This window comes from Phycisphaera sp. (assembly GCA_025916675.1).
Lineage (GTDB): Bacteria > Planctomycetota > Phycisphaerae > Phycisphaerales > UBA1924 > JAHCJI01.
Genome location: CP098402.1, coordinates 1085860 through 1104915, shown reverse-complemented (window position 1 = coordinate 1104915; position 19056 = coordinate 1085860). Strand labels below are relative to the sequence as shown.

Sequence of the window (19056 nt, the reverse complement as noted above, 5' to 3'; positions counted from 1 at the left end):
GTGAACGACACCCTTCCTCAGTCGGACCCCCGCCCCTGCGCGATCATCCTCGCCGCCGGGAAGGGCACGCGCATGGGCAGCGACCTGCCCAAGGTGGTCCACCCCGTGGGCGGCCGGCCGATGGTGTCGATCGTGGCCGAGGCGTGCCATGCGGTCGGGTGCACGCCGATTGTCGCGGTCGTGGGCCATGGGCGAGAGCACGTCGAGCGAGCCCTTGTCGATGCTTCTGGTGACATCCGATACGCGCTGCAGGCCGAGCAACTCGGCACCGGCCACGCCGTGCTGGCCGCCGAGTCGGAATTGAACGACGCCTCGCCGGATTCCGATGTCCTGGTGCTTTGTGGCGACGGCCCTTTGATCCGCGATGACACGATCCGCACGCTTCTCGACACGCACCGTAAGGCCAATGCCGCCGCCACGCTGGCCACCGCGGCCGTCGACGACCCCACCGGCTACGGCCGCGTCGTGCGAGACGCCAAGGGCCGATTCGCCCGCATCGTCGAGCAGAAGAACGCGACCGCCGACGAGCTAGCCATCCGCGAGATCAACCCCAGTTACTACTGCTTCAAGCTTGGCCCGCTGATGGACGCCCTGCGGAACGTCGAGCGCAATCCTAAGACCGGCGAGTACTACCTGACCGATGTGCCGGCGCTGCTGCTGGCGGGCGGAGCCCGGGTGGAAGTGGTCGAGGCCGTGCCCGCCGAAGACGTGCTGAGCATCAACACGCCCGAGCAATTGGCCGTCGTGGACCGGATCTATCGCCAGCGGCAGAACGCCGCGCAAGGGGCCCGAGCATGAAGATCGATCCGAACCAGCTCAAGATCTTCAGCGGCCGGCATAGCAAGGAACTGGCCGAGCGTGTGTGCGACCACCTCGACCTGCCGCTTGGCAAGGCGCGCACGATGGCCTTCCCCGACGACGAGCTTCTGGTCAAGCTCGACGAGGACGTGCGGGGCCGCGATTGCTACGTCATCTTGTCGACGTGCCACCCGGTGAACGACAACCTGATGGAGCTGTTCATCTTCATTGACTGCCTGCGTCGGGCTTCGGCCAAGCGCATCACGCTCGTGGTTCCCTACTTCGGCTACGGCCGCCAGGATCGCAAGGACGAGGGCCGCGTGCCCATCACAGCTAAGCTGGTGGCCAACCTCATCACTGCTGCCGGAGCCGACCGCGTGCTGGCGATCGACCTGCACGCCGCCCAGATCCAGGGCTTTTTTGACCTGCCGACCGACCACATCTCGGCGACGCCGGTGTTCCTCGATTACTTCCGCGAGCGGCGCGAACGTCTGGGCGACCTGTGCCTGGTGAGCCCCGACGTGGGCAACGTGAAGATGGCCGAGGCCATGCAGAACCTGCTGAGTGCCGACCTGGCGATCATCAACAAGAAGCGCGTCAGCGGCAGCGAGGTTGTCACCGACTCGCTCATCGGCAACGTCAAGGGCAAGACCGTGCTCATGTTCGACGACATGATCTCGACCGCCGGCACCGTGTGCGAGGCGGCCCGCTTCGTGATGGAAGAGGGCGCGACCGAGGTGCTGGTGGCCGCGACGCACCCGGTACTCGTGGGCCCGGCCATCGACCGGCTCATCGAGAGCCCCATCAGCCAGGTCATCGTTACGAACACGATTCCGTTGAGCGATCGCGCCAAGCGGCTGGACGGCAAGCTCGTCGAGCTGTGCCTGGGCGAGTTGCTGGGCGACGCCATCCACAACATCCACCACGATCAATCGGTCAGCGCGCTGTTGCGCGATGCCGCCGGCGCCAAGCGATAACCGAGAAATGAAGCGATGCGACGCATCGCGTAGGAGAGTCCGCCATGCATGAAGATTCACCAACCCTGACCGCCCGTACACGAGACCGTGTCGGCACGCGCTACGCCAAGCGGCTACGCGAGAGCGGTCACCTGCCCGCCATCGTCTACGGCCACGGCCAGGACCCGCTGTCGGTCGAGTTCAATGCCCACGAGGCCAACCTTCACTTTGCCAAGGGCGAGCGGGTGTTCGTGCTGGCCATGGAGGGTGCCAAGGACGAGTTGGTGCTGCTCCAGGACCTGCAATTCGACCACCTGGGCACCGACATCATCCACGCCGACTTCCGCCGCGTGGACCTGTCCGAGCGTGTCGAGGTGACGGTGCCGCTGGAGTTCGTGGGCAACGCCAAGGGCCTCAAGACCGCGGGCGCGGTGCTCACCCACCCGGTGACCGAACTCGAGCTTGAGTGTGCCGTGACCAACCTGCCCGACGTGCTGGAGGTGGACATCTCCGACCTGGGCGTCGACGAGATGATCACCGCGGGCCAGATCCCCCTGCCCAAGGAGACGATGAAGCTGCTGACGCCCGCCGACACCCGGGTGGTGAGCATCTTTGTCAAGGCGGAGATCGAGGAAGAAACTTCCGAGAGCAGCGAGGTCGACGCCGCCGCCTCGCCCGAGGTCATCACCGAGAAGAAGGACGACGGCGATAAGGACAAGGACTAACCAGCACCATGAAGCTCATTGTCGGTCTTGGCAATCCAGGAAGCGAGTACGAGAACACCCGCCACAACGCGGGGTTCATGGTGCTCGACGAACTCGCCCGGCGGCACGCCGGGGGGGCGGTGGCGCGCGGGCGGTTCCACGCGGCCACCCTGGAATGCATGATCGGCAACGAGAAGGTGATGCTGGCCAAGCCCACGACGTTCATGAACAAGAGCGGTCTGAGTGTTGGAGAAGCCCTTCGCTTCTACAAGCTCGAGCCAGCCGAGGACATGCTCGTCGTCGTCGATGACCTGTACCTGCCACTTGGTGCCCTCCGGCTGAAACCTAAGGGCGGCGACGGCGGGCACAATGGCCTGGCCGATGTGGCCCGGGCGGCCGGGGGCGATGCCTACGCGCGGTTGCGCCTGGGCGTCGACAGCAAGCCGCAGGGCGCGAGCCAGTCGGGCTACGTGCTCGGCCGGTTCACGCTGGAGCAGAGCGACGCGCTCCAGCCCGCGCTCAAGAAGGCCGCCGACGCGGCCGAGTGCTGGGTCAAGAGCGGCATCACCGAAGCGATGAACCGCTTCAACACGCCCGAAGAAAAGAAGGCCAAGGGCACCAAGCCCAAGGCCGACCAGAATTCCGAGACCAACGGTTCTCAAACCAACACCAATACCACGAATCGTCCCGGGGATGCCTCGCGCGAGGCCCCCAGTGATCAACCCCATGGCCCGGGCGACACCGCACCGGCCGGTCACCAACCGCCGAACGCATCGGCAAAGGACATCTGACCATGCCCCCAGAGCGTACTTTCAACTACGAAGCCATGTTCCTCATCGGCCAGTCGACCGCGGCCGACTTGGCGTCGGTCATCACCCACATCGACGAGCTGCTCGCTCGCTCGGAGGCCAAGCTCATCTCCATGGCCAAGTGGGACGAGCGACGTCTGGCCTACGAGATCGACAAGCAGAAGCGCGGCCTGTACATCATCGCGTATATCGAGGCCCCCGCGCAGAAGATCTCACAGCTCGATCGCGATTGCCAGCTCAGCGAGACGATCATGCGCCTGCTGCTGACCCGGGCCGACCACCTGACCCTCGAAGAGATGCAGGCCGCCGACGGCCGCGAGGCCCTCATGGGTGAGGCCAAGCTCCGCGCCGACAAGGCCAACGAGGCCGAGGAAGAGGGCAAGGACACCGGCGTCCGCATGGGCCGCCCCGTCGAGGACACGCCCTCGGACCACTCCGAGAGCCGGTCGACCGGTGATAGCGACAGCGACACCGATGGTGATGGTGATGGTGATGGCGGCTCAGACGACGGCGACACGACCGAGAAGAGCGACTCGACCGAGCCCGCCAACGCCTGAGCCCCTAGCCTCGCCCGATTCCAGATCCGCCTTCTCCCGGGAGACCCGCCATGGCCGGCAACTTCAACCGTGTGTTCCTCATGGGCAACCTGACGCGCGACATTGAGATGCGGCACACGCCGCAGAACATGGCGATCGCCAAGATCGGCCTGGCGGTGAATCGCAAGTTCAAGACCCAGAGCGGAGAGCAGCGTGAAGAGACGACCTTCGTGGACTGCGACGCCTTCGGCCGGACCGCGGAGGTCATGGCCCAGTACCTCCGCAAGGGCCGCCCGGTGTTCATCGAGGGCCGCCTGAAGCTGGACCAGTGGCAGGACCAGCAGGGCAACAACCGCTCCAAGCTCAAGGTCGTCATCGAGAGCTTCCAGTTCATCGACAGCGGCCAAGGTGGCCAAGGCGGTCAGGGTGGCGGCGGAGGCGGAGGCGGGGGCGGGGGCTACTCGTCCGGGAACCAGGGCGGGGGCGGCGGAGGTGGCGGCTACGACAGCGACCCGGTGCCGCCGGATGACGACATCCCGTTCTGAGCCGGCGGCCATGGCAAGGTACACTTAGCCTCGCGTATCTTGATCGCTCTTGAGCGAAATGACGGAGCGGAGTAAGGGGAGTATCCCGTGAACAACCTCAAGAAGACTCTTGCCACGTTATTGCTTTCCACCGGGGCGGCCATTGGACAGGGCCTGGACTTGGAGTACGCGGTTTCCGACATCGGCGGCGGGATCTACGAGTACCGGTTCTTTTTAAGCCCGGACGATGGCTGGGAACCGGGGATGGGATGGGCCCATGTAGTCTTCGGTATTGGGGCTCCGTGGCCCACGCTGACGGACTGGTTCGGCGACCCGGACTCGTTGCCTGTCGGGCCGTGGGACGACTATGCCTCGTCGGCCGGCGCCGATTGGGCCGCATACTCGTTCTGGCCAGTCACAACGCACTGGATCCCCGCCAGCGGGGACGAAACCCTGGTGTGGAAGGGCACGGCCGCGGTGGATCTGGAACAAGGCGAACTGCTGTTCGGCACACGGTTCGTCACCGTGGGCGGGGCCGCCGCGATTGATCGCGCGGTGGCCGATCGGATCGACTTTGTTTGCGATCCCGACCTTGATGGCGACGGGGAATTGAACGTCTTTGACTTCCTGGCGTTCATCAATTTGTTCGAGGTCCAAGATCCACTCGCCGACTTCGACGGCGACGGTGAGTTTACCGTTCTTGACTTCTTGGCCTTCCAAAATGCGTTCGATACCGGCTGCCCCTGAACTAGAGGCCGCCTAAACTCTCTGCTCGCCCCGCAGGCTTTCTGCCGGGCACCACATACGCTGGGGCCACCGCTGATCGAACCTGGATCGGCTGGCTCCTCAACTCTCCGGCCCAACCCATGGGCGGAAAGGACAGCGACCATGGCTCGTGATATCAACCTGCTGCTGCTTGAGAACGTGGACAACCTCGGCATCGTCGGCGACGTTGTCAAGGTGAAGGCCGGCTACGCCCGCAACTTCCTGCTGCCGCGCGAGCTGGCAACGACGCCCGACGACGAGCTTATCAAGCAGCTCTCGGCCAAGCGGGCCCAGGCCGAGAAGGACGTGGCCGCCCATCGCTCCGAGCGCGAGGAGATGGCCGGCAAGCTCGACGGCCAGGAGATCACCATGGTGCGCGCCTGCAACGACCAGGGTGTGCTCTACGGTGCTGTTACCCAGCAGGACATCGCCAGCGCGTTGCAGACCCTCGGCTTCGAGGTCAAGCCCCGCGAAGTGCGCCTGCCTTATGCCATGAAGCGGCTGGACAACTACGAGGTGCTGCTCAAGTTCGCCACCGATCTGGAGAGCCACATCCGCGTGTTCGTCGAGCCCGACCGCACGATGGACAGCGACGATCGCGACGAGATGGAGTTCGACAACGAGGGCAACCTGATCGAGCCGGGCAGCAAGAAGAGCGAGCGCCAGCCCAAGGGCGAAGAAGCGCCTGCCGAAGCCGCCAAGACCCCCGCCGAGTAACTAAGACAAATCGATAGCCCTACGCGTAGCCTCGCGGCGAGTGCATAATCTCGCCGCGGAGGCGTCGCATGTGCTTGTTGCGGACGGGATACCGCTGCTCGATCGTGCGACCGAACTTCGTGGACATGCCGACGAAGTATCGAATCGGGAAGACCAGGATCTTGAGCGGCTTGCCCTTGATCTCGTTGACCTGGAGCTCGGCCTGCTCGATGGCAACGTCCAGCAGCGGGCGTCGGATGACCAGTGGCTCGCAGTAGCCCTCGCGCTGCATATACCCGACGGCGTGCTCGTGCCAACGCTCGAGTTCGGCCAGCGATTCGGTCCGGAACACCTCGGTAAAGACGCCCAGCGCCGGATACCCGTTGGCGAGATCGCCGTTGTTCGAAGTGAGGATGAAAACGCGTTCGCCGGTCGCTCGAGCTCGGAGCGCAGTCGTGAAATTCGCGCGAGGGGTGCCGCTTGGCCGTTCGGTTGCTGAGAAGTAGCTGTGGTCGGGGGCGATCTCCCAGGTCGCCTCACGGACCTCGAATCCGGGCGCCTTGGCCTGGATCGCGATCACCAACGGCAGACCCCTCGCGCCGGCATAGTCGGAGATCGACGGCATTTTCTCGACGAGTTCGTCCGAGGCCTCGTCGTCAAGCAGCGAGATCGCGCTCGATGGCTCGAGCCGGGAAACCTTGATGGTCATCCAGACCAGGACCGCATAGACCAGCACCAACAGTCCGCCGACGATGCCCAGGATCCAGAACAGCACGATCATGGATTGCGGGCCTCAGCCTTCGCGCGTGGTCCGCTGCTCGATCCGCTTCTCACTTTTGCTGAGCACGACACGATCCACGAAGCTGCCCGGCGTGTGGATCTGGTCGGCGTCCATCTCACCCAACTCGACCACCTTGTCGACCTCGGCGATCGTGTATGCGGCGGCCGTCGCCATCATGGGGTTGAAGTTGCGGGCGGTCTTGTTGTAGATCAGATTGCCAAACGGATCGGCCGTCTCGGCCTTCACGAGCGCGAGGTCGGCGTAGATGCCGGTCTCGAGCACGAACTCGCGCTCCTGGAACACGTCCTTGTTCACACGTGCCTGGGCGGGCGTTGGCATGAGGGTGCGTGTCTCCTTGCCCTCGGCAATCTGCGTGCCCGCGCCTGTCGCGGTAAAGAACGCCGGGATGCCCGCGCCACCGGCTCGGATCCGCTCGGCCAGCGTGCCCTGCGGGTTGAACTCGACTTCCAGTTCACCCGAGAGAAACTGCTTGGCGAAGGTGTCGTTCTCGCCCACGTAGCTGGAGACCATCTTCTTGATCTGCCGCGTCTGGAGCAGCAGGCCCAGGCCCCAGTCGTCCACGCCCGCGTTGTTGCTGACGCAGGTCAGGTCCTTCACGCCCGTGTCACGCAGTGCGATGATGAGCTGCTCGGGGATGCCGCAGAGGCCGAAGCCGCCAACGTGAATGGTGCAGCCGTCGTAGAGGATGCCCTTGTCCTTGAGGTCCCGGAAGGCCTCGGCGGCAGTGGGGACTTGCTTGCTGGTGACGGCGGATGGCATGGTCAAGATCTCCAACTTCGGGTCGAGCCCAAGGGTAGCCGCCGGGTTTACTGGCCGCCTCGATCGATTGCTTCGAGAAACTGCCGCCCGAAAGCCTCCAGCTTGGCGTGGCCAACGCCCTTGATCGACAGCATCTCGCGGTCGGTCGAGGGCCTTCGCTTGGCCATCTCGCGCAGGGTCGCGTCGTTGAAGACCATGTAGGGCGGGATTGAATCCTCACGCGAGATCTCGAGGCGCACGGCCCGCAGCTTCTCGAACAATTCCTTCTCGTCGGCGTCCAGGATGACGACCTCGGCGGGGCGTCTTGAGGACTTTCGTGTCCTCTCCTGACGCACCGTGCCCGAGCCCATCGGGCGGGCCAGCGTGATGGGCTGCTCGGCCTTCATCACGGCGTTGCCGAGTTCGCCGAAGCGGAGGGTCTCGAACCCGCCGTCGCTCAGGTGTCGCATCAGTGCGCCGGTTGCGACGAGCTGCTCGATATACATCTGCACCTCGCCCTTGGCGTGCTCGCGGAGCATGCCGTGGACGCTGAGTTGGTCGTGGCCGTTGCTCTTGATCTTCTCGGTGTTCGCGCCCCGCAGCACGTCGGCTACGTGGGCCGCCCCCCACCGCTGGTCAAGCCGGGCGACGGCGCTCATGATGATCTGGGCGACGCGGGCCGAGTCCTGCTCGACTTCGGTTTCGCCCAGGCACACGTCGCACGCGCCGCAGTTGTGGCGGCCGGGCGGGGGTTCGTATTCCTGGCCGAAGTGGGTGCTCAGCGCCTTGTGCCGGCACTCCATCAGCGCAACAAATCGGGTTGCCTCGCGGATGAGTTCGAGTTGGGCACGTGTCGACTCGGCAACCTGTTCGTCGAAGGACTGGTCCCTCATGATCAGCCGCGTCCATCGACCGGCATCCCCCGGGCCATAGAGCAGCAGGCACTCGGCGGGCTCGCCATCCCGGCCCGCGCGGCCGGCTTCCTGCTGGTATGCCTCGACGCTCTTGGGGCACGCCGCGTGGACGACCAGCCGCACGTTGCTACGGTCGATGCCCATGCCGAATGCGACCGTGGCGCAAACCACGTCGAGCTGCTCGTTCGTGAACGCGCGCTCGACGTTGTCGCGCTGGTTGGGCTTCAAGCCCGCGTGGTAGGCCTGGGCATCCAGCCCCATGCCGCGGAGACCGTCGGCGAACTCCTCGGTCTCCTTGCGGCTGATGCAGTAGACGATCGCCCCGCCCTCGCCGGCGTCCTTGTGCCGAGCGATGGCCTCGGCGGCCTGCTGGATGGCCCGAGCGCCGGGCTGCCGCGCGCGGACGTGGTAGGTCAGGTTCGGGCGATCGAACGTGCCGACGAGCACCTCGGGCTCCTTCAGCCCCAATTGCTCGATGATGTCCTGCCGCACGCGCGGCGTGGCGGTCGCGGTGAAGGCCTGCATTGGGGTGCCGGGCACGACGTCGCGCAGCTCGGCCAGCCGGCGGTACTCGGGGCGGAAGTCGTGCCCCCACTGGCTGATGCAGTGGGCCTCGTCGACGGCGATCGCGCCGAGCCGCCCGGCGTCGGCCAGCCGGGCCAGCAGCGTGCGGAAGCCCGTGGTCACCATCCGCTCGGGTGCGGCCAGCAGCAGATTGATCTCACCCGAGACCAGCTGGCTCTCGATCGCCCGGACGTCGTCGAAGTCCACCGCCGAGTGCAACGCGGCGGCGGCATAGCCGTTGAGTTCCAGTCCTCGTACCTGATCCCGCATCAACGCAATCAACGGGCTGACCACGACGGTGGCGTTGCCGCTGACCAATGGCGGGAGTTGGTAGCACAGGCTCTTGCCGCCGCCCGTGGGCAGGACGACCAGGGCGTCGCGGCCATCCAAAGCGGCCCGGACCGCCGCCGCCTGCATAGGGCGGAGGCTGTCGAAACCCCAGACCTCTCGCAGGGCGTCCATCGCCTTCTCGGGGAGTTCTGGCTGGGTCGTTGTACAGGTTCCGTCAGGCACGCCCAGAGGCTATGCGAGTGGTCAGGGGGGGGCTTGGGACGTTGACGGGACGGGGCTTGGCGCTTATCGTGTGGGTCTGGATTCTCATCCGGGCAGGCGGGGTGGTTGTACGCCCCGTGTCCGGTTCTGGATTGGGCTCGCTTCCACCGGTCGCGGACGCCCTCGAAAGGGTTTATTGCCATGCTTCCTACGCATCGCCAGTCGCACGGTCGGACGCGTCGCCGCCGGGCCCACGACTCGCTGAAGGGGCTCACCGTTACGCTGTGCCCGGTCACGAGCATGCCCAAGAACCACCACCGAGCCTGCCGTCAGTCCGGGTATTACCGCCCGGGCCTGACCATCGTCGTTCCCAAGCTCGGGATCGGCGTCGAGCGTGATTGAGCGTCCGCTCCTCTTCCCAGACACATTTGTGGCTCGGCTGACGCGTAGCGCCCGAGGGACCAACTGATGCGCTTGGCGGTCGACGTGATGGGCGGCGACCACGCGCCCGACGCCATCCTGGCGGGGTGCTTTCGCGCCCTTGATCCGGAATCGGGAGCGATCCCCGAGGGCGGTCGCCTCGTGCTCGTGGGCGACCGGGCCACCATCCTCGACATCGCCAAAGAACACGGGGTCGATCCCTCGACCTTCGACCTTGTGGCAACCACCGAGGTCATCGCCATGGGCGAGAGCCCGGCCAAGGCGGTCCGCTCCAAGGCCGATTCATCGATCGTGCGCTCGGCCCGGCTCGGATCGCCCAAGACCAAGGGCACGCCCGAGCACGTCGACGCCATCCTGAGCGCGGGCAACACCGGCGCGTGCGTGTCGGCGGCCATCATGCACCTCAAGCGTCTGCCCCGCGTGCATCGTCCGGGCATCGCCGTTACCATCCCGGGCTTCCAGGGCCCCATTGTGTTGTGCGATGCCGGGGCCAACCCCGAGCCCCAGCCCACGCACCTGTGGCAGTACGGCGTGATGGCCGAGGCCTACGCCCGCACCATGCTGCACATCGATAAGCCTCGCGTGGCGCTAATGAACATTGGTGCCGAAGAGGGCAAGGGCACCGAACTCATTCAGAAGACGCGCGACCTGATCGCCGCGACTCCGGGCATCAACTTCACCGGCTTCATCGAGGGCCGGGACTTCTTCGACGGCGCCGCCGACGTCGTCGTGACCGATGGCTTTGTGGGCAACACCGTGCTGAAGATGGCCGAGGGCCTGGCCCGCAGCCTGTTCAGCGCGATCGCCCAGGCAATCTTCGCCGAGGATCCTGAGCTCGCTCTGCGGATCGAGCCGGCCATTAAAGCGTTGTACAGCAAGAGCGACTACGAGGAACTCGGCGGCGCGCCGCTGCTGGGCGTGAATGGCACCTACATCATCGCCCACGGCTCGAGCAAGGCCAAGACCATTTGCGCGAGCATCCGGAATGGTTTCGAGTACCTGAGGCTTGGCCTGAACGACGTGCTGCTGCAGCGTATCGTTGAGGTCGAGGCCAGCATCGATGCCGGCGTCATGCGCGAGTCGATCAAAGCATGAGCGATACCAACATGTCTAATCGAGTCGACAAGGACACGGTGCACACCGCCGGCGGGGCCCGCGTGGGTGCCACCATCTTGGGTGCGGGCATGGCCCTGCCCAAGACCACGCTGACCAATACCGACCTTGAGCGGATGATCGACACCACCGACGAGTGGATCCGCCAGCGCACCGGCATCACCGAGCGGCGCGTGGCCAAGCGAGAACTCGGCGAGACGACCGCGAGCCTGGGTACCCGCGCCTTGCAAGCAGCCCTCGACGACGCGGGCCTCAAGGCTACCGACCTCGACCAGATCGTCGTGGCCACCACCACCCCGGACATGCCCACGCCAGCCACGGCCTGCCAGGTCGCCGCCAACCTTGGCGCGGGCCAGATCGCCGGATTCGACCTCAACGCGGCGTGCTCGGGCTTCGTGTTCGCCCTCAACACGGTCGACGCGCTCATCCGCTCGGGCGTCTCCCGCACCGTGGGCGTGATCGGCGCCGACGTCATCACCCGCCACGTCGATTACTCCAACCGCGGCCGCGGCACGAGTATCCTCTTTGGTGACGCCGCAGGCGCGTTCGTCATCGCCGGCAGCGACGACCCCGACCACGGCGTGCTCGCCCGCGCCATGCACACCGACGGCGGCCGCTGGCCCGACCTGTTCATCCCGCGCATCGACGAGGACTACCCCGCGGACTTCGACCACGAGGGCCACGGCGTCGACATCAACTGCCTGCACATGAACGGCCGAGCCGTCTTCAAGTTCGCCGTCAGCACCTTCGGCGACCTCATCCAGGAAACGCTCGACAAGGTCGGCCTCAAGCCCGAGGACGTGGACCACTACGTCTGCCACCAGTCGAACAAACGCATCCTCGACGCCGCCCGCGAACGCTTCGGCCTGCCCGAAGAAAAGTTGCACATCAACATCGACCGCTACGGCAACACGGTGGCCGCCTCGGTGTGCCTGTGCTTTGCCGAACTCAAGGCCGCCAACCGCATCAAGCCCGGCCAGCTCGTTATGTTCCTGGGCTTCGGCGCGGGGCTGACATGGGGCAGCAGTCTCTGGCGGCTGTAAACAACCCTCGACTTCTTTTTCTGGAGCCTTGCGTATGAGCGAGCCCGCCATTGTTCTTTGTCCCGGCCAGGGCTCGCAAGCCGTCGGCATGGGACGCGCCTGGGCCGATGCCAGCGGCAACGCCCGCGCCACGTTCGAGAGGGCTGACAAGCTCTTGGCCGGCGAACTCGGCGCGCCACTCAGCGCCCTGTGCTTCGACGGCCCGCCCGAGACGCTCAATCGCACCGACGTCAGCCAGCCGGCGATCTACGTCTGCTCGATCGCGGCATGGACCGGCATGGCCGAACTCGCCGGCGGCGATGCGCTCGCCCTGAAAGCGACCGCCGGCCTGAGCCTGGGCGAGTACACCGCTTTGCACCTGGCCGGCGTGCTCTCGTTCGAGGACGGCCTCAAGCTCGTCACGCTGCGAGGCCGCGCCATGCAAGACGCCGCCGAGGCCGCGCCCGGCGGCATGCTCGCGCTCATCGGTTGTGACGAGGACCAGGCCAACGAGGTCTGCGAGAAGGCGCGCCAGGGCGGCGTCCTTGTGTGCGCCAACTTCAACGCCCCGGGCCAGGTCGTCCTGAGCGGCAACGCCGAAGCCATCGCCCGCGCCGAAGCCGTCGCGAAGGAGTCGGGCGTGCGGGCCACGCCGCTGCCAGTCGCCGGCGCGTTCCACTCCCCGCTCATGGAGCCGGCCGCCGACCGCCTCGCCGAGGCCCTGGCCGCCGCGCCCATCGACGCCGGAGCCCTCGCGGCGTGCCCGGTGTACTCCAACGTCACGGCCGAGCCCCACGAGCAGGATGCCGACAGCATCCGCCGCCGCCTGGCCGAGCAGCTTACCCATCCCGTCCGCTGGGCCCAGGGCTGCCAGAATATGGTCAGTGCCGGGCTGGGCGAGGGCGCTTCGTGGCACGAGTTGGCCCCCGGCAAGAGCCTGGCGGGCATGATGAAACGGATCGATCGCTCGGTCGCCGTCACCATCCACGACACGCCCTGACGCCCGTTCCGGCACGCCCGGCTGGGTAACGTGCGGGTCACGCCCGCCCTAAGCTGCCTGTGGGCCGCCCGAACCGACCGCGGCTCCCATACGAACCATTGATCAGGGCATTCGGCCCGTATCAAGACCTGGGATTCCACCAAGACGGAGCTCCACATGAAGACCCGCACGATCGCGCGACAGGCACTCAAGGTGTCGCTCCTGGCCATCCCGGTTGTTCTCACGGCCTGCAAGGAGCCCGCACCGCCGCCACCCCCACCGCCGCCCCCACCGCCGCCACCGCCGCCCGCGCGCGTCGACGTCGAATCGGTGCTGGCCAGGATGGACGGCGTGGACGCCCGCGTGCAGGCCACCGGCGGGCTGAGCGTGCTCGAGGAGCACGAGCCGATGGTCCGGGCGGCCATCCAGTTCGCCGACGCGTTCGCCAGGGGCAATGACGCCGCGCTCGAGGGCATGCTGAGCGCCGACGCCCGCACGATCCTCGACGACCTCCGCTTCGGCGGGCAGTGGTACGACGCGGTGGGCAACATCGAGCAGGTGCGCGTGGTGTACATGACCGCCGATGCGCGGAGCGAGGGCATCGAGCTCATGGCGCCCGGCGCGAGCCCTGCCTCAGACTTCGGCTCCATGAACGACATGATGAGCGCGATGGCCGAGCACGAGGACGCGCTCATGAGCATCGGCGTCAAGGTGATGGAAGCCGCCAACGAGCTGAACATCCCACTCGACGCCAGCATGGCCGAGAACCTCAGCCCCGAACGCATCGCATCGGGCAACGTGCCCGAAGAACTCGAGCCGCTCATCGAGAAGCTTCGCGAAGATGGCACCATGGATGAGATCGAGGCCCTCAACCAGAAGATCACCGCCGACGCGGGTTTGGTATCCGATGCGATGGCTCCCGGTGGTGATGACGCGTTCGGCGCCGTCGCCCTGGCCATCCAGACGCCCGGCGAGGCCTACGTCCTGGGCTGGTCGGTCACACCGGTTGGCGGCTCGTACGTCTTTGGTGGCGCACCCACCAACGCCCCGGCCGTCGCCCGCGCTTCGGAGCTCGACGGCACCGTCGGCGCGCACACCTTCGCCATCGACTTCTCCGCCCTCAGCCGTTCGGGCGACGCACGCCCCGCCGCCCTGGGCGTGCCCGAACCCGAGCCCGAGGAGGAAGCGGAAGAAGAAGAGAAGCCCAAGGAGACGGTCCGCCGCACGCCCCGCGGGCCCATCACCATCCCGGGTGGTGGCTAAGGCCGCACGCCGCTTCCTAAACTCATGACTCCCACGGGGCGCGGCGAGCGCCCCGCTTTCTTTCTCGCTCTGGAGACTCCTCGCATGTCCGACCTTCCGACCCGAGTCGCCCTCGTCACGGGCGCCAGCCGCGGCATCGGCCGCGCCATCGCCACCCGCCTGGCCGCCGATGGCCGCCACGTCGTCCTGGCCGCCCGCTCGCAGGGGCCACTGGATGAACTCAAGGGCGAGATCGAGGGCAACGGCGGCCAAGCCACCGCGCTGGCCGTCGACGTGGGCGATCGCGCCGCCTTCGGCAGCGCCATCGAGGGCGTCATCAAGGAACTCGGCCGCCTGGACGTCCTGGTCAACAACGCCGGCATCACCCGCGACGGCCTGCTGATGCGCATGACCGACGAGCAGTGGGACGAGGTGATCAATGTCAACCTCACCAGCGCCTTCGCCGCCTGCCGCGCGGCCGCCCGCCCGATGATGAAGAACCGCTTCGGCCGCATCGTCAACATCGCCAGCACCAGCGGCGTCGTCGGCAACGCCGGCCAAGCCAACTACGCCGCCGCCAAGGCCGGCCTCATCGGCTTCACGCGAACGCTGGCCAGGGAACTCGGCTCCAAGGGCGTCACCGCCAACGTCGTCGCCCCGGGCTTCATCGAGACCGACATGACGTCCGGGCTTCCGGAGGAAGTCGGCCAGACGGTGCTGAAGGCCATGAGCGTGCCCCGCCTGGGCGCCCCCGAGGACATCGCCGCCGCCGTCGCGTACGCGAGCAGCGATGAGGCGGGGTTCCTGACCGGGCAGGTGATCTGTGTGGATGGTGGCCTGACCATGTGCTAGTCCGCTCCGCGGCGAGGTTTTCTCAAGCCTCTCTGTGGCCGCGAGACCTATGAATCCAGCTTCGTCGCCACCATCATCCGGTGCCCGTCGCACGTCCGCAGCGCCATCTCGCGCATGGCCCAGGGCTCATCGCGTGGGGCCTTGAGGATCTCGGCGCCCTCGCGGCGGGCCCGCTCGTGCCAGGCGTCGACGTCGTCGACCACCAGGTACGCGAAGTACGCGTGGTCGCCGGCCTCGATCGGGCTGATCGAGTCGGGGCATCGCCCGCACATGAACGTGACGCCGTCGCGGGCCAGGAACACCCAGTTGCCCGGGTCGACCTCCTCGGCCGTGCAGCCCAGCACCCGCTCGTACCAGTCGCGGGTGCGGTCGAGGTCGTGGACGGCGAGGACGTAGTGGTTGCGGAGGATGGTCATGGGGGATTGTTCGCCGGCGGGGCCGCCCTGTGGCTGCGTGCGTGGATCCCAGGCAACAACACGAAAGCCGCCTTGAGCGTTCTAATAGACCTAGGGACCGCACGCCACGAAACCAGGAGCCGAGCTTGTTCGGTCGAACGCCACCCCCCACGAGCCCCTCGCGCGAGCGAGGGGAATGGACGCCCGGCGATCAGGACGGGTCGAACAACACCTGGATCTTGGACGCGCATTCCCCTCGCTCGCGCGAGGGGCTCGTGGGGGGTGGCGCTGGCTCGTTTCCGAGCACCCGACACGGCCTCCGGCCGATGGCGTCGGCGTGCTAGGCTCCTTGCATGACCGCGACGCGAGACCGATCGTTCGACGCCTTCCACCTGGCGATCGGCGCGGTCGCGTTGGTGTTCGTGTGCCAGCTCATCATCATGGCGATGCACTTCTTCGGGTGGCTGCCGCTGGCGTGGCATCGCAGCAGCGTCCCGTACTTCGTGTGGGGCGCGGTGATGGTGGCCGCCGCCGTGTGGTCCATCATCAGGTTGCTCAGTCGCAAGCCACCGCCGCTGGCCGCGGTGCTGATGATCGGATTCGCCATGGCGGGCGCAACGATCTGGGGAGGGTACAGCCACTTCGTTTCCTTTGTCGAAGCGGTCTGACGCGACGCACCCTTCGGGCGGCCAAGGCTTGCCGCCGCTATCCTGACAGCCATGCCGCCCCCGAACACCCCCACACGGAGTGTGCCCACCCCCACGCGAAGCGTGCTCAAGGCCCTCGGCCCGGGCATCCTCTGCGCCGGCGCGGCCATCGGCGTGAGCCACCTGGTCCAGTCCACGCGCGCGGGGGCGCTCTATGGGTTGTCGCTGGTGCTGCTCGTTGTCCTGGCCCACGCCATGAAGCTGCCCGCCATGCTCTTCGGGCCCCGCTACGCCGCGGCGACCGGGCGGAGCCTCCTGCACGCGTACAAGCGGCAGGGGCCGATCACGCTCGGGGCCTTCGCCGCCATCCAGGTGGGCACGATGTTCACCATCCAGGCGGCGATCACCGCCGTGACGGCGGCGCTGGTGGGGCCGTTGGTCTTCGACCCCATACTCTTCTGGGCCGGCGCCCTGGAGGAAGGCGAGAGCGCGCCGATGTGGATGGTGGCCGCGGGCATCCTCGCGGTGTGCGTCGCGCTGCTGGCCGCTGGCGGCTTCAAGTGGCTCGATCGGGTGGTGAAGGGGCTCATGCTCGTCATGGCCATCGGCACCGTCGTCGCGGCGGCGATGCAGCTGCCGAATCTCGATCTTTCGGCGACGCCGCTGTGGCCGACCGAGTGGAATCTGCCCCTGCTGCTGTTCGCCGTCGCCCTGGTCGGCTGGATGCCCGCGCCGCTGGACATCACCGTGTGGCACAGCCTGTGGAGCCTCGCCAAGAACAAGCAGACCGGCCACGCCGCCAGCAAGCGCGAGTGCGAGCTTGACTTCTACGTCGGCTTCGCGCTGTGCGTCGTACTGGCGCTCGCGTTCGTCGTACTCGGGGCCTCGCTCCTCTACGGCAGCGGCACCGAGCCGGCCGCGACGGCGGGCGCCTTCGCGAACCAGCTCGTGGGCCTCTACACAGACTCACTGGGCGAATGGGCCCGCCCCCTCATCGCCACCTGCGCCATCGCTGTCATGTTCAGCACGACGATCACCGTGCTCGACGCGATCCCCCGGACCATGTCGGCGTTGGTGAGCGAAGCGGTGGGGAAAGAAGAAGCCGGCTTGCCGGGGTACTGGCTTTGGCTTGGCGTGCTGGCGACCGGAGCCGTGGTCATCCTCGCCGTGTTCGTGACGTCGCTGAAGGACATGATCGACCTGGCCACCACGCTGAGCTTCCTGGGTACGCCCCTGCTGGCATTCTTCAACCACCGGGCGATGACGTCGAGGGACATTCCGGTAGAGCACAGGCCGGCGCGGTGGCTGGTGGTCTTGAGTTGGACGGGCGTGGCGTTCTGGGCGGTGTTTGCGGTGGTGTTCGTGGTGACGTGGTTCGTCAATTAACTTGGGAGTACCGCTCAGGCCCACGTCGCCCGCCACCGCGCCGCACGGTAGGCCCAGACCACCGCGACCACGAGAACCACCCACGCGATCAGGCCGCCAACGAGGGCCTCGACGATCCACGAGGCCGAGTCGGCCAGCGTCTGGCCACCGCGAGTGAACGCGTCGCCGAGGTCGTGCAGGAAGCCGCTGGCGTCGGGCTCGGGCTGTTCTTCCTCGTCGATCTGAACGATGCTGACACGAAGCGTGGCCAGCGCGACCCGCTCGTTCAGCGTCGAGCGCTGGGCATCGAGGCGCTCGATGTTCAGCCGGACCTCGCTGAGGGCCTCACGCACCCGCAGCACGTCGGCCAGCGGGGCATCCGGCCGCTTGTCGATGAGTTCGAGCAACTCGACCTCGATGCGTCGCTCGTTGGCCAGCCGCGCCGTGAGGTCGGCCTGCCGATCGGTCGCGTCGACCGCAGACAGCTCCTCGCGGACCACCTCGGCCACGCCGTCCAACTCGCGGATGGACCGCATCACGGCGTTGAGCCGCTGGGCAGAGACGCGGAGTGTCGCTTCGGCACGGTCCCCGTAGGCCGAGGCGTTCTCGACAAACTCGCCCAGGCCCGCATCGACCAGCGCGGTCACGCGATCGAAGAGCGGGCGGATGGAATCGGTGGTGCATTCCATCGCGGCGGAGCGTTGGATGGCGCGGGGTTCGATCTCGAATGCTCGGATGTCCTGGCCCGTTATGAATGCATGTCCGCTGGCTTGGAATGGATGCGCCACGGCGTGTTCCATCTCACTCGAGGCGCCCGACCGATCGTACGACATCACGGGGGCTGCCGACCTGGCTTGACCGAGCATCCCCATCGACACCCAGACCCCCACCGCCGCGATCGTCACCGTGGCCGCGATGCCCGCCATGTGCTTCGGTGCGATGCGCAGCGTCCACGGCTCGCCCGTCCGTGGCTGCTTGGATTGCTGGAGCGCGCTCTCCCAGAGCGTCGGATCGTGCTCGGCGGGCCACGTGGTCAGCGACTCGAGCCGTGATTCCAGTTCGTTCGGTAGCTCGTTCACGCGTCGCCTCCCATCGTCTCCCGCAGCCGCTTCATTGCCCTGGTCATCCGCGTCTTGAGCGTGCCCGGCGGGATGCCCAGCACCGCCGCCGCCTGCTCGTGCGTCATACCACGCATGTGGCACAGCAGCACGACCTCGCGTTCACGCTGGGGCAGGCCACCAACAACGCCCCGCGCCCAATCCAGGTCGGTAGCAGAACCACCACCCGGCAACCCCTCGCTCGCACGCCTCGCCCGCCGGGCTACCGCCCGTTCCTTGGCCATCACGTCCCGGCACCGATGCACCGCGATCCGATACACCCACGTCGCGAAGCTGCTCTTGCCCCTGAACGTCCCCGCGTGCCGGATCACACGCACCCAGGTCTCCTGCACGGCTTCGCGGGCCAGGTCCTCACGCCCGTTGCACAGGCCAAGAGCCAAGCCAAGCAGCCGGTGCTCGTGGCGGCCGGCGAGTTCTTCCAGTGCCGGCCGAGCACCAGACCGAGCGAATCGTGACAACAAGGCCTCATCGGAGGCGGACTCGATCGCGGGTTGGCGTTGTGCTGCTTCCACATCGGATCTCAACGTGCAACAAGGACCGTCTCCACGATTAGACCGCTCGCGAACGCCCTCGGTTTGCCGCCG

The 19056-nt window shown here is 66.9% G+C and carries 22 protein-coding genes; 16 read left to right on the top strand and 6 right to left on the bottom strand.

Features of this window, described 5'->3' with window-relative positions:
* The 8 genes from NCW75_04755 to rplI all read left to right on the top strand — a co-directional run bounded on the left by NCW75_04755 (position 1) and on the right by rplI (position 5809).
* Positions 1–798 (top strand): NTP transferase domain-containing protein, encoded by a 798-nt coding sequence (locus tag NCW75_04755; GenBank protein UYV13596.1) that lies wholly within the window; start codon positions 1–3, stop codon positions 796–798.
* Complete coding sequence (locus tag NCW75_04750; GenBank protein UYV13595.1) at positions 795–1775, top strand: ribose-phosphate pyrophosphokinase; 981 nt, start codon at positions 795–797, stop codon at positions 1773–1775. The genes NCW75_04755 and NCW75_04750 overlap by 4 nt, the downstream gene beginning before the upstream one ends.
* A 44-nt stretch (positions 1776–1819) precedes the next feature.
* Complete coding sequence (locus tag NCW75_04745; protein ID UYV13594.1) at positions 1820–2479, top strand: 50S ribosomal protein L25; 660 nt, start codon at positions 1820–1822, stop codon at positions 2477–2479.
* An 8-nt stretch (positions 2480–2487) separates the two neighbouring features.
* A complete protein-coding gene (gene pth / locus NCW75_04740; GenBank protein UYV13593.1) occupies positions 2488–3249 on the top strand; it encodes an aminoacyl-tRNA hydrolase in 762 nt (253 codons plus the stop codon).
* Between the two features lie 2 nt (positions 3250–3251).
* Entirely contained in the window at positions 3252–3824 is a 573-nt protein-coding gene (gene rpsF, locus NCW75_04735) for a 30S ribosomal protein S6 (protein UYV13592.1), read from the top strand.
* Positions 3825–3874: 50 nt separating this feature from the next.
* The gene (ssb, locus tag NCW75_04730) at positions 3875–4348 is read left to right on the top strand and encodes a single-stranded DNA-binding protein (protein UYV13591.1); all 474 of its coding nucleotides are present in this window, start codon (positions 3875–3877) and stop codon (positions 4346–4348) included.
* An 87-nt stretch (positions 4349–4435) separates the two neighbouring features.
* A complete protein-coding gene (locus NCW75_04725) occupies positions 4436–5074 on the top strand; it encodes a hypothetical protein (GenBank protein UYV13590.1) in 639 nt (212 codons plus the stop codon).
* A gap of 141 nt (positions 5075–5215) precedes the next feature.
* Positions 5216–5809 carry a 50S ribosomal protein L9 gene (gene rplI, locus NCW75_04720; GenBank protein UYV13589.1) on the top strand — a complete coding sequence of 198 codons (594 nt, stop codon included), beginning with the start codon at positions 5216–5218 and terminating at the stop codon, positions 5807–5809.
* A 19-nt stretch (positions 5810–5828) separates the two neighbouring features.
* Here the strand turns inward: rplI and NCW75_04715 are convergent, their stop codons facing one another.
* The 3 genes from NCW75_04715 to NCW75_04705 are packed head-to-tail and all read right to left on the bottom strand — an operon-like array spanning position 5829 to position 9319.
* The gene (locus NCW75_04715; GenBank protein ID UYV13588.1) at positions 5829–6569 is read right to left on the bottom strand and encodes a hypothetical protein; all 741 of its coding nucleotides are present in this window, start codon (positions 6567–6569) and stop codon (positions 5829–5831) included.
* A 12-nt stretch (positions 6570–6581) separates the two neighbouring features.
* Complete coding sequence (locus NCW75_04710) at positions 6582–7349, bottom strand: CoA transferase subunit A (GenBank protein UYV13587.1); 768 nt, start codon at positions 7347–7349, stop codon at positions 6582–6584.
* 47 nt (positions 7350–7396) lie between these two features.
* Entirely contained in the window at positions 7397–9319 is a 1923-nt protein-coding gene (locus NCW75_04705) for an ATP-dependent DNA helicase (GenBank protein ID UYV13586.1), read from the bottom strand.
* A 180-nt stretch (positions 9320–9499) separates the two neighbouring features.
* Here NCW75_04705 and rpmF point away from each other — a divergent pair, with 180 nt between their 5' ends.
* The 6 genes from rpmF to fabG all read left to right on the top strand — a co-directional run bounded on the left by rpmF (position 9500) and on the right by fabG (position 14947).
* Positions 9500–9700: a 50S ribosomal protein L32 gene (gene rpmF, locus NCW75_04700; GenBank protein ID UYV13585.1), complete on the top strand. Its 201-nt coding sequence runs from the start codon at positions 9500–9502 to the stop codon at positions 9698–9700.
* 66 nt (positions 9701–9766) lie between these two features.
* Positions 9767–10834, top strand: coding sequence for a phosphate acyltransferase PlsX (gene plsX, locus NCW75_04695; GenBank protein UYV13584.1), 1068 nt, complete (start codon positions 9767–9769; stop codon positions 10832–10834).
* 11 nt (positions 10835–10845) lie between these two features.
* Positions 10846–11895, top strand: a complete 1050-nt coding sequence (locus NCW75_04690) for a ketoacyl-ACP synthase III (protein ID UYV13583.1) — start codon at positions 10846–10848, stop codon at positions 11893–11895.
* A 34-nt stretch (positions 11896–11929) separates the two neighbouring features.
* Positions 11930–12874, top strand: a complete 945-nt coding sequence (locus tag NCW75_04685; protein UYV13582.1) for an ACP S-malonyltransferase — start codon at positions 11930–11932, stop codon at positions 12872–12874.
* Between the two features lie 156 nt (positions 12875–13030).
* Positions 13031–14116 carry a hypothetical protein gene (locus tag NCW75_04680; protein UYV13581.1) on the top strand — a complete coding sequence of 362 codons (1086 nt, stop codon included), beginning with the start codon at positions 13031–13033 and terminating at the stop codon, positions 14114–14116.
* 84 nt (positions 14117–14200) lie between these two features.
* Positions 14201–14947, top strand: a complete 747-nt coding sequence (gene fabG, locus NCW75_04675; GenBank protein ID UYV13580.1) for a 3-oxoacyl-[acyl-carrier-protein] reductase — start codon at positions 14201–14203, stop codon at positions 14945–14947.
* A gap of 47 nt (positions 14948–14994) precedes the next feature.
* On the opposite strand, the gene NCW75_04670 is transcribed toward fabG, so the two are convergent.
* Positions 14995–15363 (bottom strand): VOC family protein, encoded by a 369-nt coding sequence (locus tag NCW75_04670; protein UYV13579.1) that lies wholly within the window; start codon positions 15361–15363, stop codon positions 14995–14997.
* A gap of 332 nt (positions 15364–15695) precedes the next feature.
* Between NCW75_04670 and NCW75_04665 the strand changes: the two genes are divergently transcribed.
* A complete protein-coding gene (locus tag NCW75_04665; GenBank protein ID UYV13578.1) occupies positions 15696–16010 on the top strand; it encodes a hypothetical protein in 315 nt (104 codons plus the stop codon).
* 51 nt (positions 16011–16061) lie between these two features.
* Positions 16062–17375 carry a divalent metal cation transporter gene (locus NCW75_04660; GenBank protein ID UYV13577.1) on the top strand — a complete coding sequence of 438 codons (1314 nt, stop codon included), beginning with the start codon at positions 16062–16064 and terminating at the stop codon, positions 17373–17375.
* A 14-nt stretch (positions 17376–17389) separates the two neighbouring features.
* Here NCW75_04660 and NCW75_04655 read toward each other — a convergent pair whose 3' ends face one another.
* Together NCW75_04655 and NCW75_04650 are read right to left on the bottom strand one after the other, a co-directional pair.
* The gene (locus NCW75_04655) at positions 17390–18433 is read right to left on the bottom strand and encodes a DUF4349 domain-containing protein (GenBank protein UYV13576.1); all 1044 of its coding nucleotides are present in this window, start codon (positions 18431–18433) and stop codon (positions 17390–17392) included.
* Positions 18430–18984 carry an RNA polymerase sigma factor gene (locus tag NCW75_04650; protein UYV13575.1) on the bottom strand — a complete coding sequence of 185 codons (555 nt, stop codon included), beginning with the start codon at positions 18982–18984 and terminating at the stop codon, positions 18430–18432. The genes NCW75_04655 and NCW75_04650 overlap by 4 nt, the downstream gene beginning before the upstream one ends.
* Between the last annotated feature and the right edge of the window lie 72 nt (positions 18985–19056).

What these genes read in the sequence shown, in the direction of transcription:
- NCW75_04665 (UYV13578.1), top strand. Translation starts at nt 15,696, where the DNA reads ATGACCGCGACGCGAGACCGATCGTTCGACGCCTTCCACCTGGCGATC.
- NCW75_04685 (UYV13582.1), top strand. Translation starts at nt 11,930, where the DNA reads ATGAGCGAGCCCGCCATTGTTCTTTGTCCCGGCCAGGGCTCGCAAGCC.
- NCW75_04680 (UYV13581.1), top strand. Translation starts at nt 13,031, where the DNA reads ATGAAGACCCGCACGATCGCGCGACAGGCACTCAAGGTGTCGCTCCTG.
- plsX (UYV13584.1), top strand. Translation starts at nt 9,767, where the DNA reads ATGCGCTTGGCGGTCGACGTGATGGGCGGCGACCACGCGCCCGACGCC.
- fabG (UYV13580.1), top strand. Translation starts at nt 14,201, where the DNA reads ATGTCCGACCTTCCGACCCGAGTCGCCCTCGTCACGGGCGCCAGCCGC.
- NCW75_04660 (UYV13577.1), top strand. Translation starts at nt 16,062, where the DNA reads ATGCCGCCCCCGAACACCCCCACACGGAGTGTGCCCACCCCCACGCGA.
- rplI (UYV13589.1), top strand. Translation starts at nt 5,216, where the DNA reads ATGGCTCGTGATATCAACCTGCTGCTGCTTGAGAACGTGGACAACCTC.
- pth (UYV13593.1), top strand. Translation starts at nt 2,488, where the DNA reads ATGAAGCTCATTGTCGGTCTTGGCAATCCAGGAAGCGAGTACGAGAAC.
- rpmF (UYV13585.1), top strand. Translation starts at nt 9,500, where the DNA reads ATGCTTCCTACGCATCGCCAGTCGCACGGTCGGACGCGTCGCCGCCGG.
- NCW75_04670 (UYV13579.1), bottom strand. Translation starts at nt 15,363, where the DNA reads ATGACCATCCTCCGCAACCACTACGTCCTCGCCGTCCACGACCTCGAC.
- NCW75_04715 (UYV13588.1), bottom strand. Translation starts at nt 6,569, where the DNA reads ATGATCGTGCTGTTCTGGATCCTGGGCATCGTCGGCGGACTGTTGGTG.
- NCW75_04750 (UYV13595.1), top strand. Translation starts at nt 795, where the DNA reads ATGAAGATCGATCCGAACCAGCTCAAGATCTTCAGCGGCCGGCATAGC.
- ssb (UYV13591.1), top strand. Translation starts at nt 3,875, where the DNA reads ATGGCCGGCAACTTCAACCGTGTGTTCCTCATGGGCAACCTGACGCGC.
- NCW75_04690 (UYV13583.1), top strand. Translation starts at nt 10,846, where the DNA reads ATGTCTAATCGAGTCGACAAGGACACGGTGCACACCGCCGGCGGGGCC.
- NCW75_04745 (UYV13594.1), top strand. Translation starts at nt 1,820, where the DNA reads ATGCATGAAGATTCACCAACCCTGACCGCCCGTACACGAGACCGTGTC.
- rpsF (UYV13592.1), top strand. Translation starts at nt 3,252, where the DNA reads ATGCCCCCAGAGCGTACTTTCAACTACGAAGCCATGTTCCTCATCGGC.
- NCW75_04710 (UYV13587.1), bottom strand. Translation starts at nt 7,349, where the DNA reads ATGCCATCCGCCGTCACCAGCAAGCAAGTCCCCACTGCCGCCGAGGCC.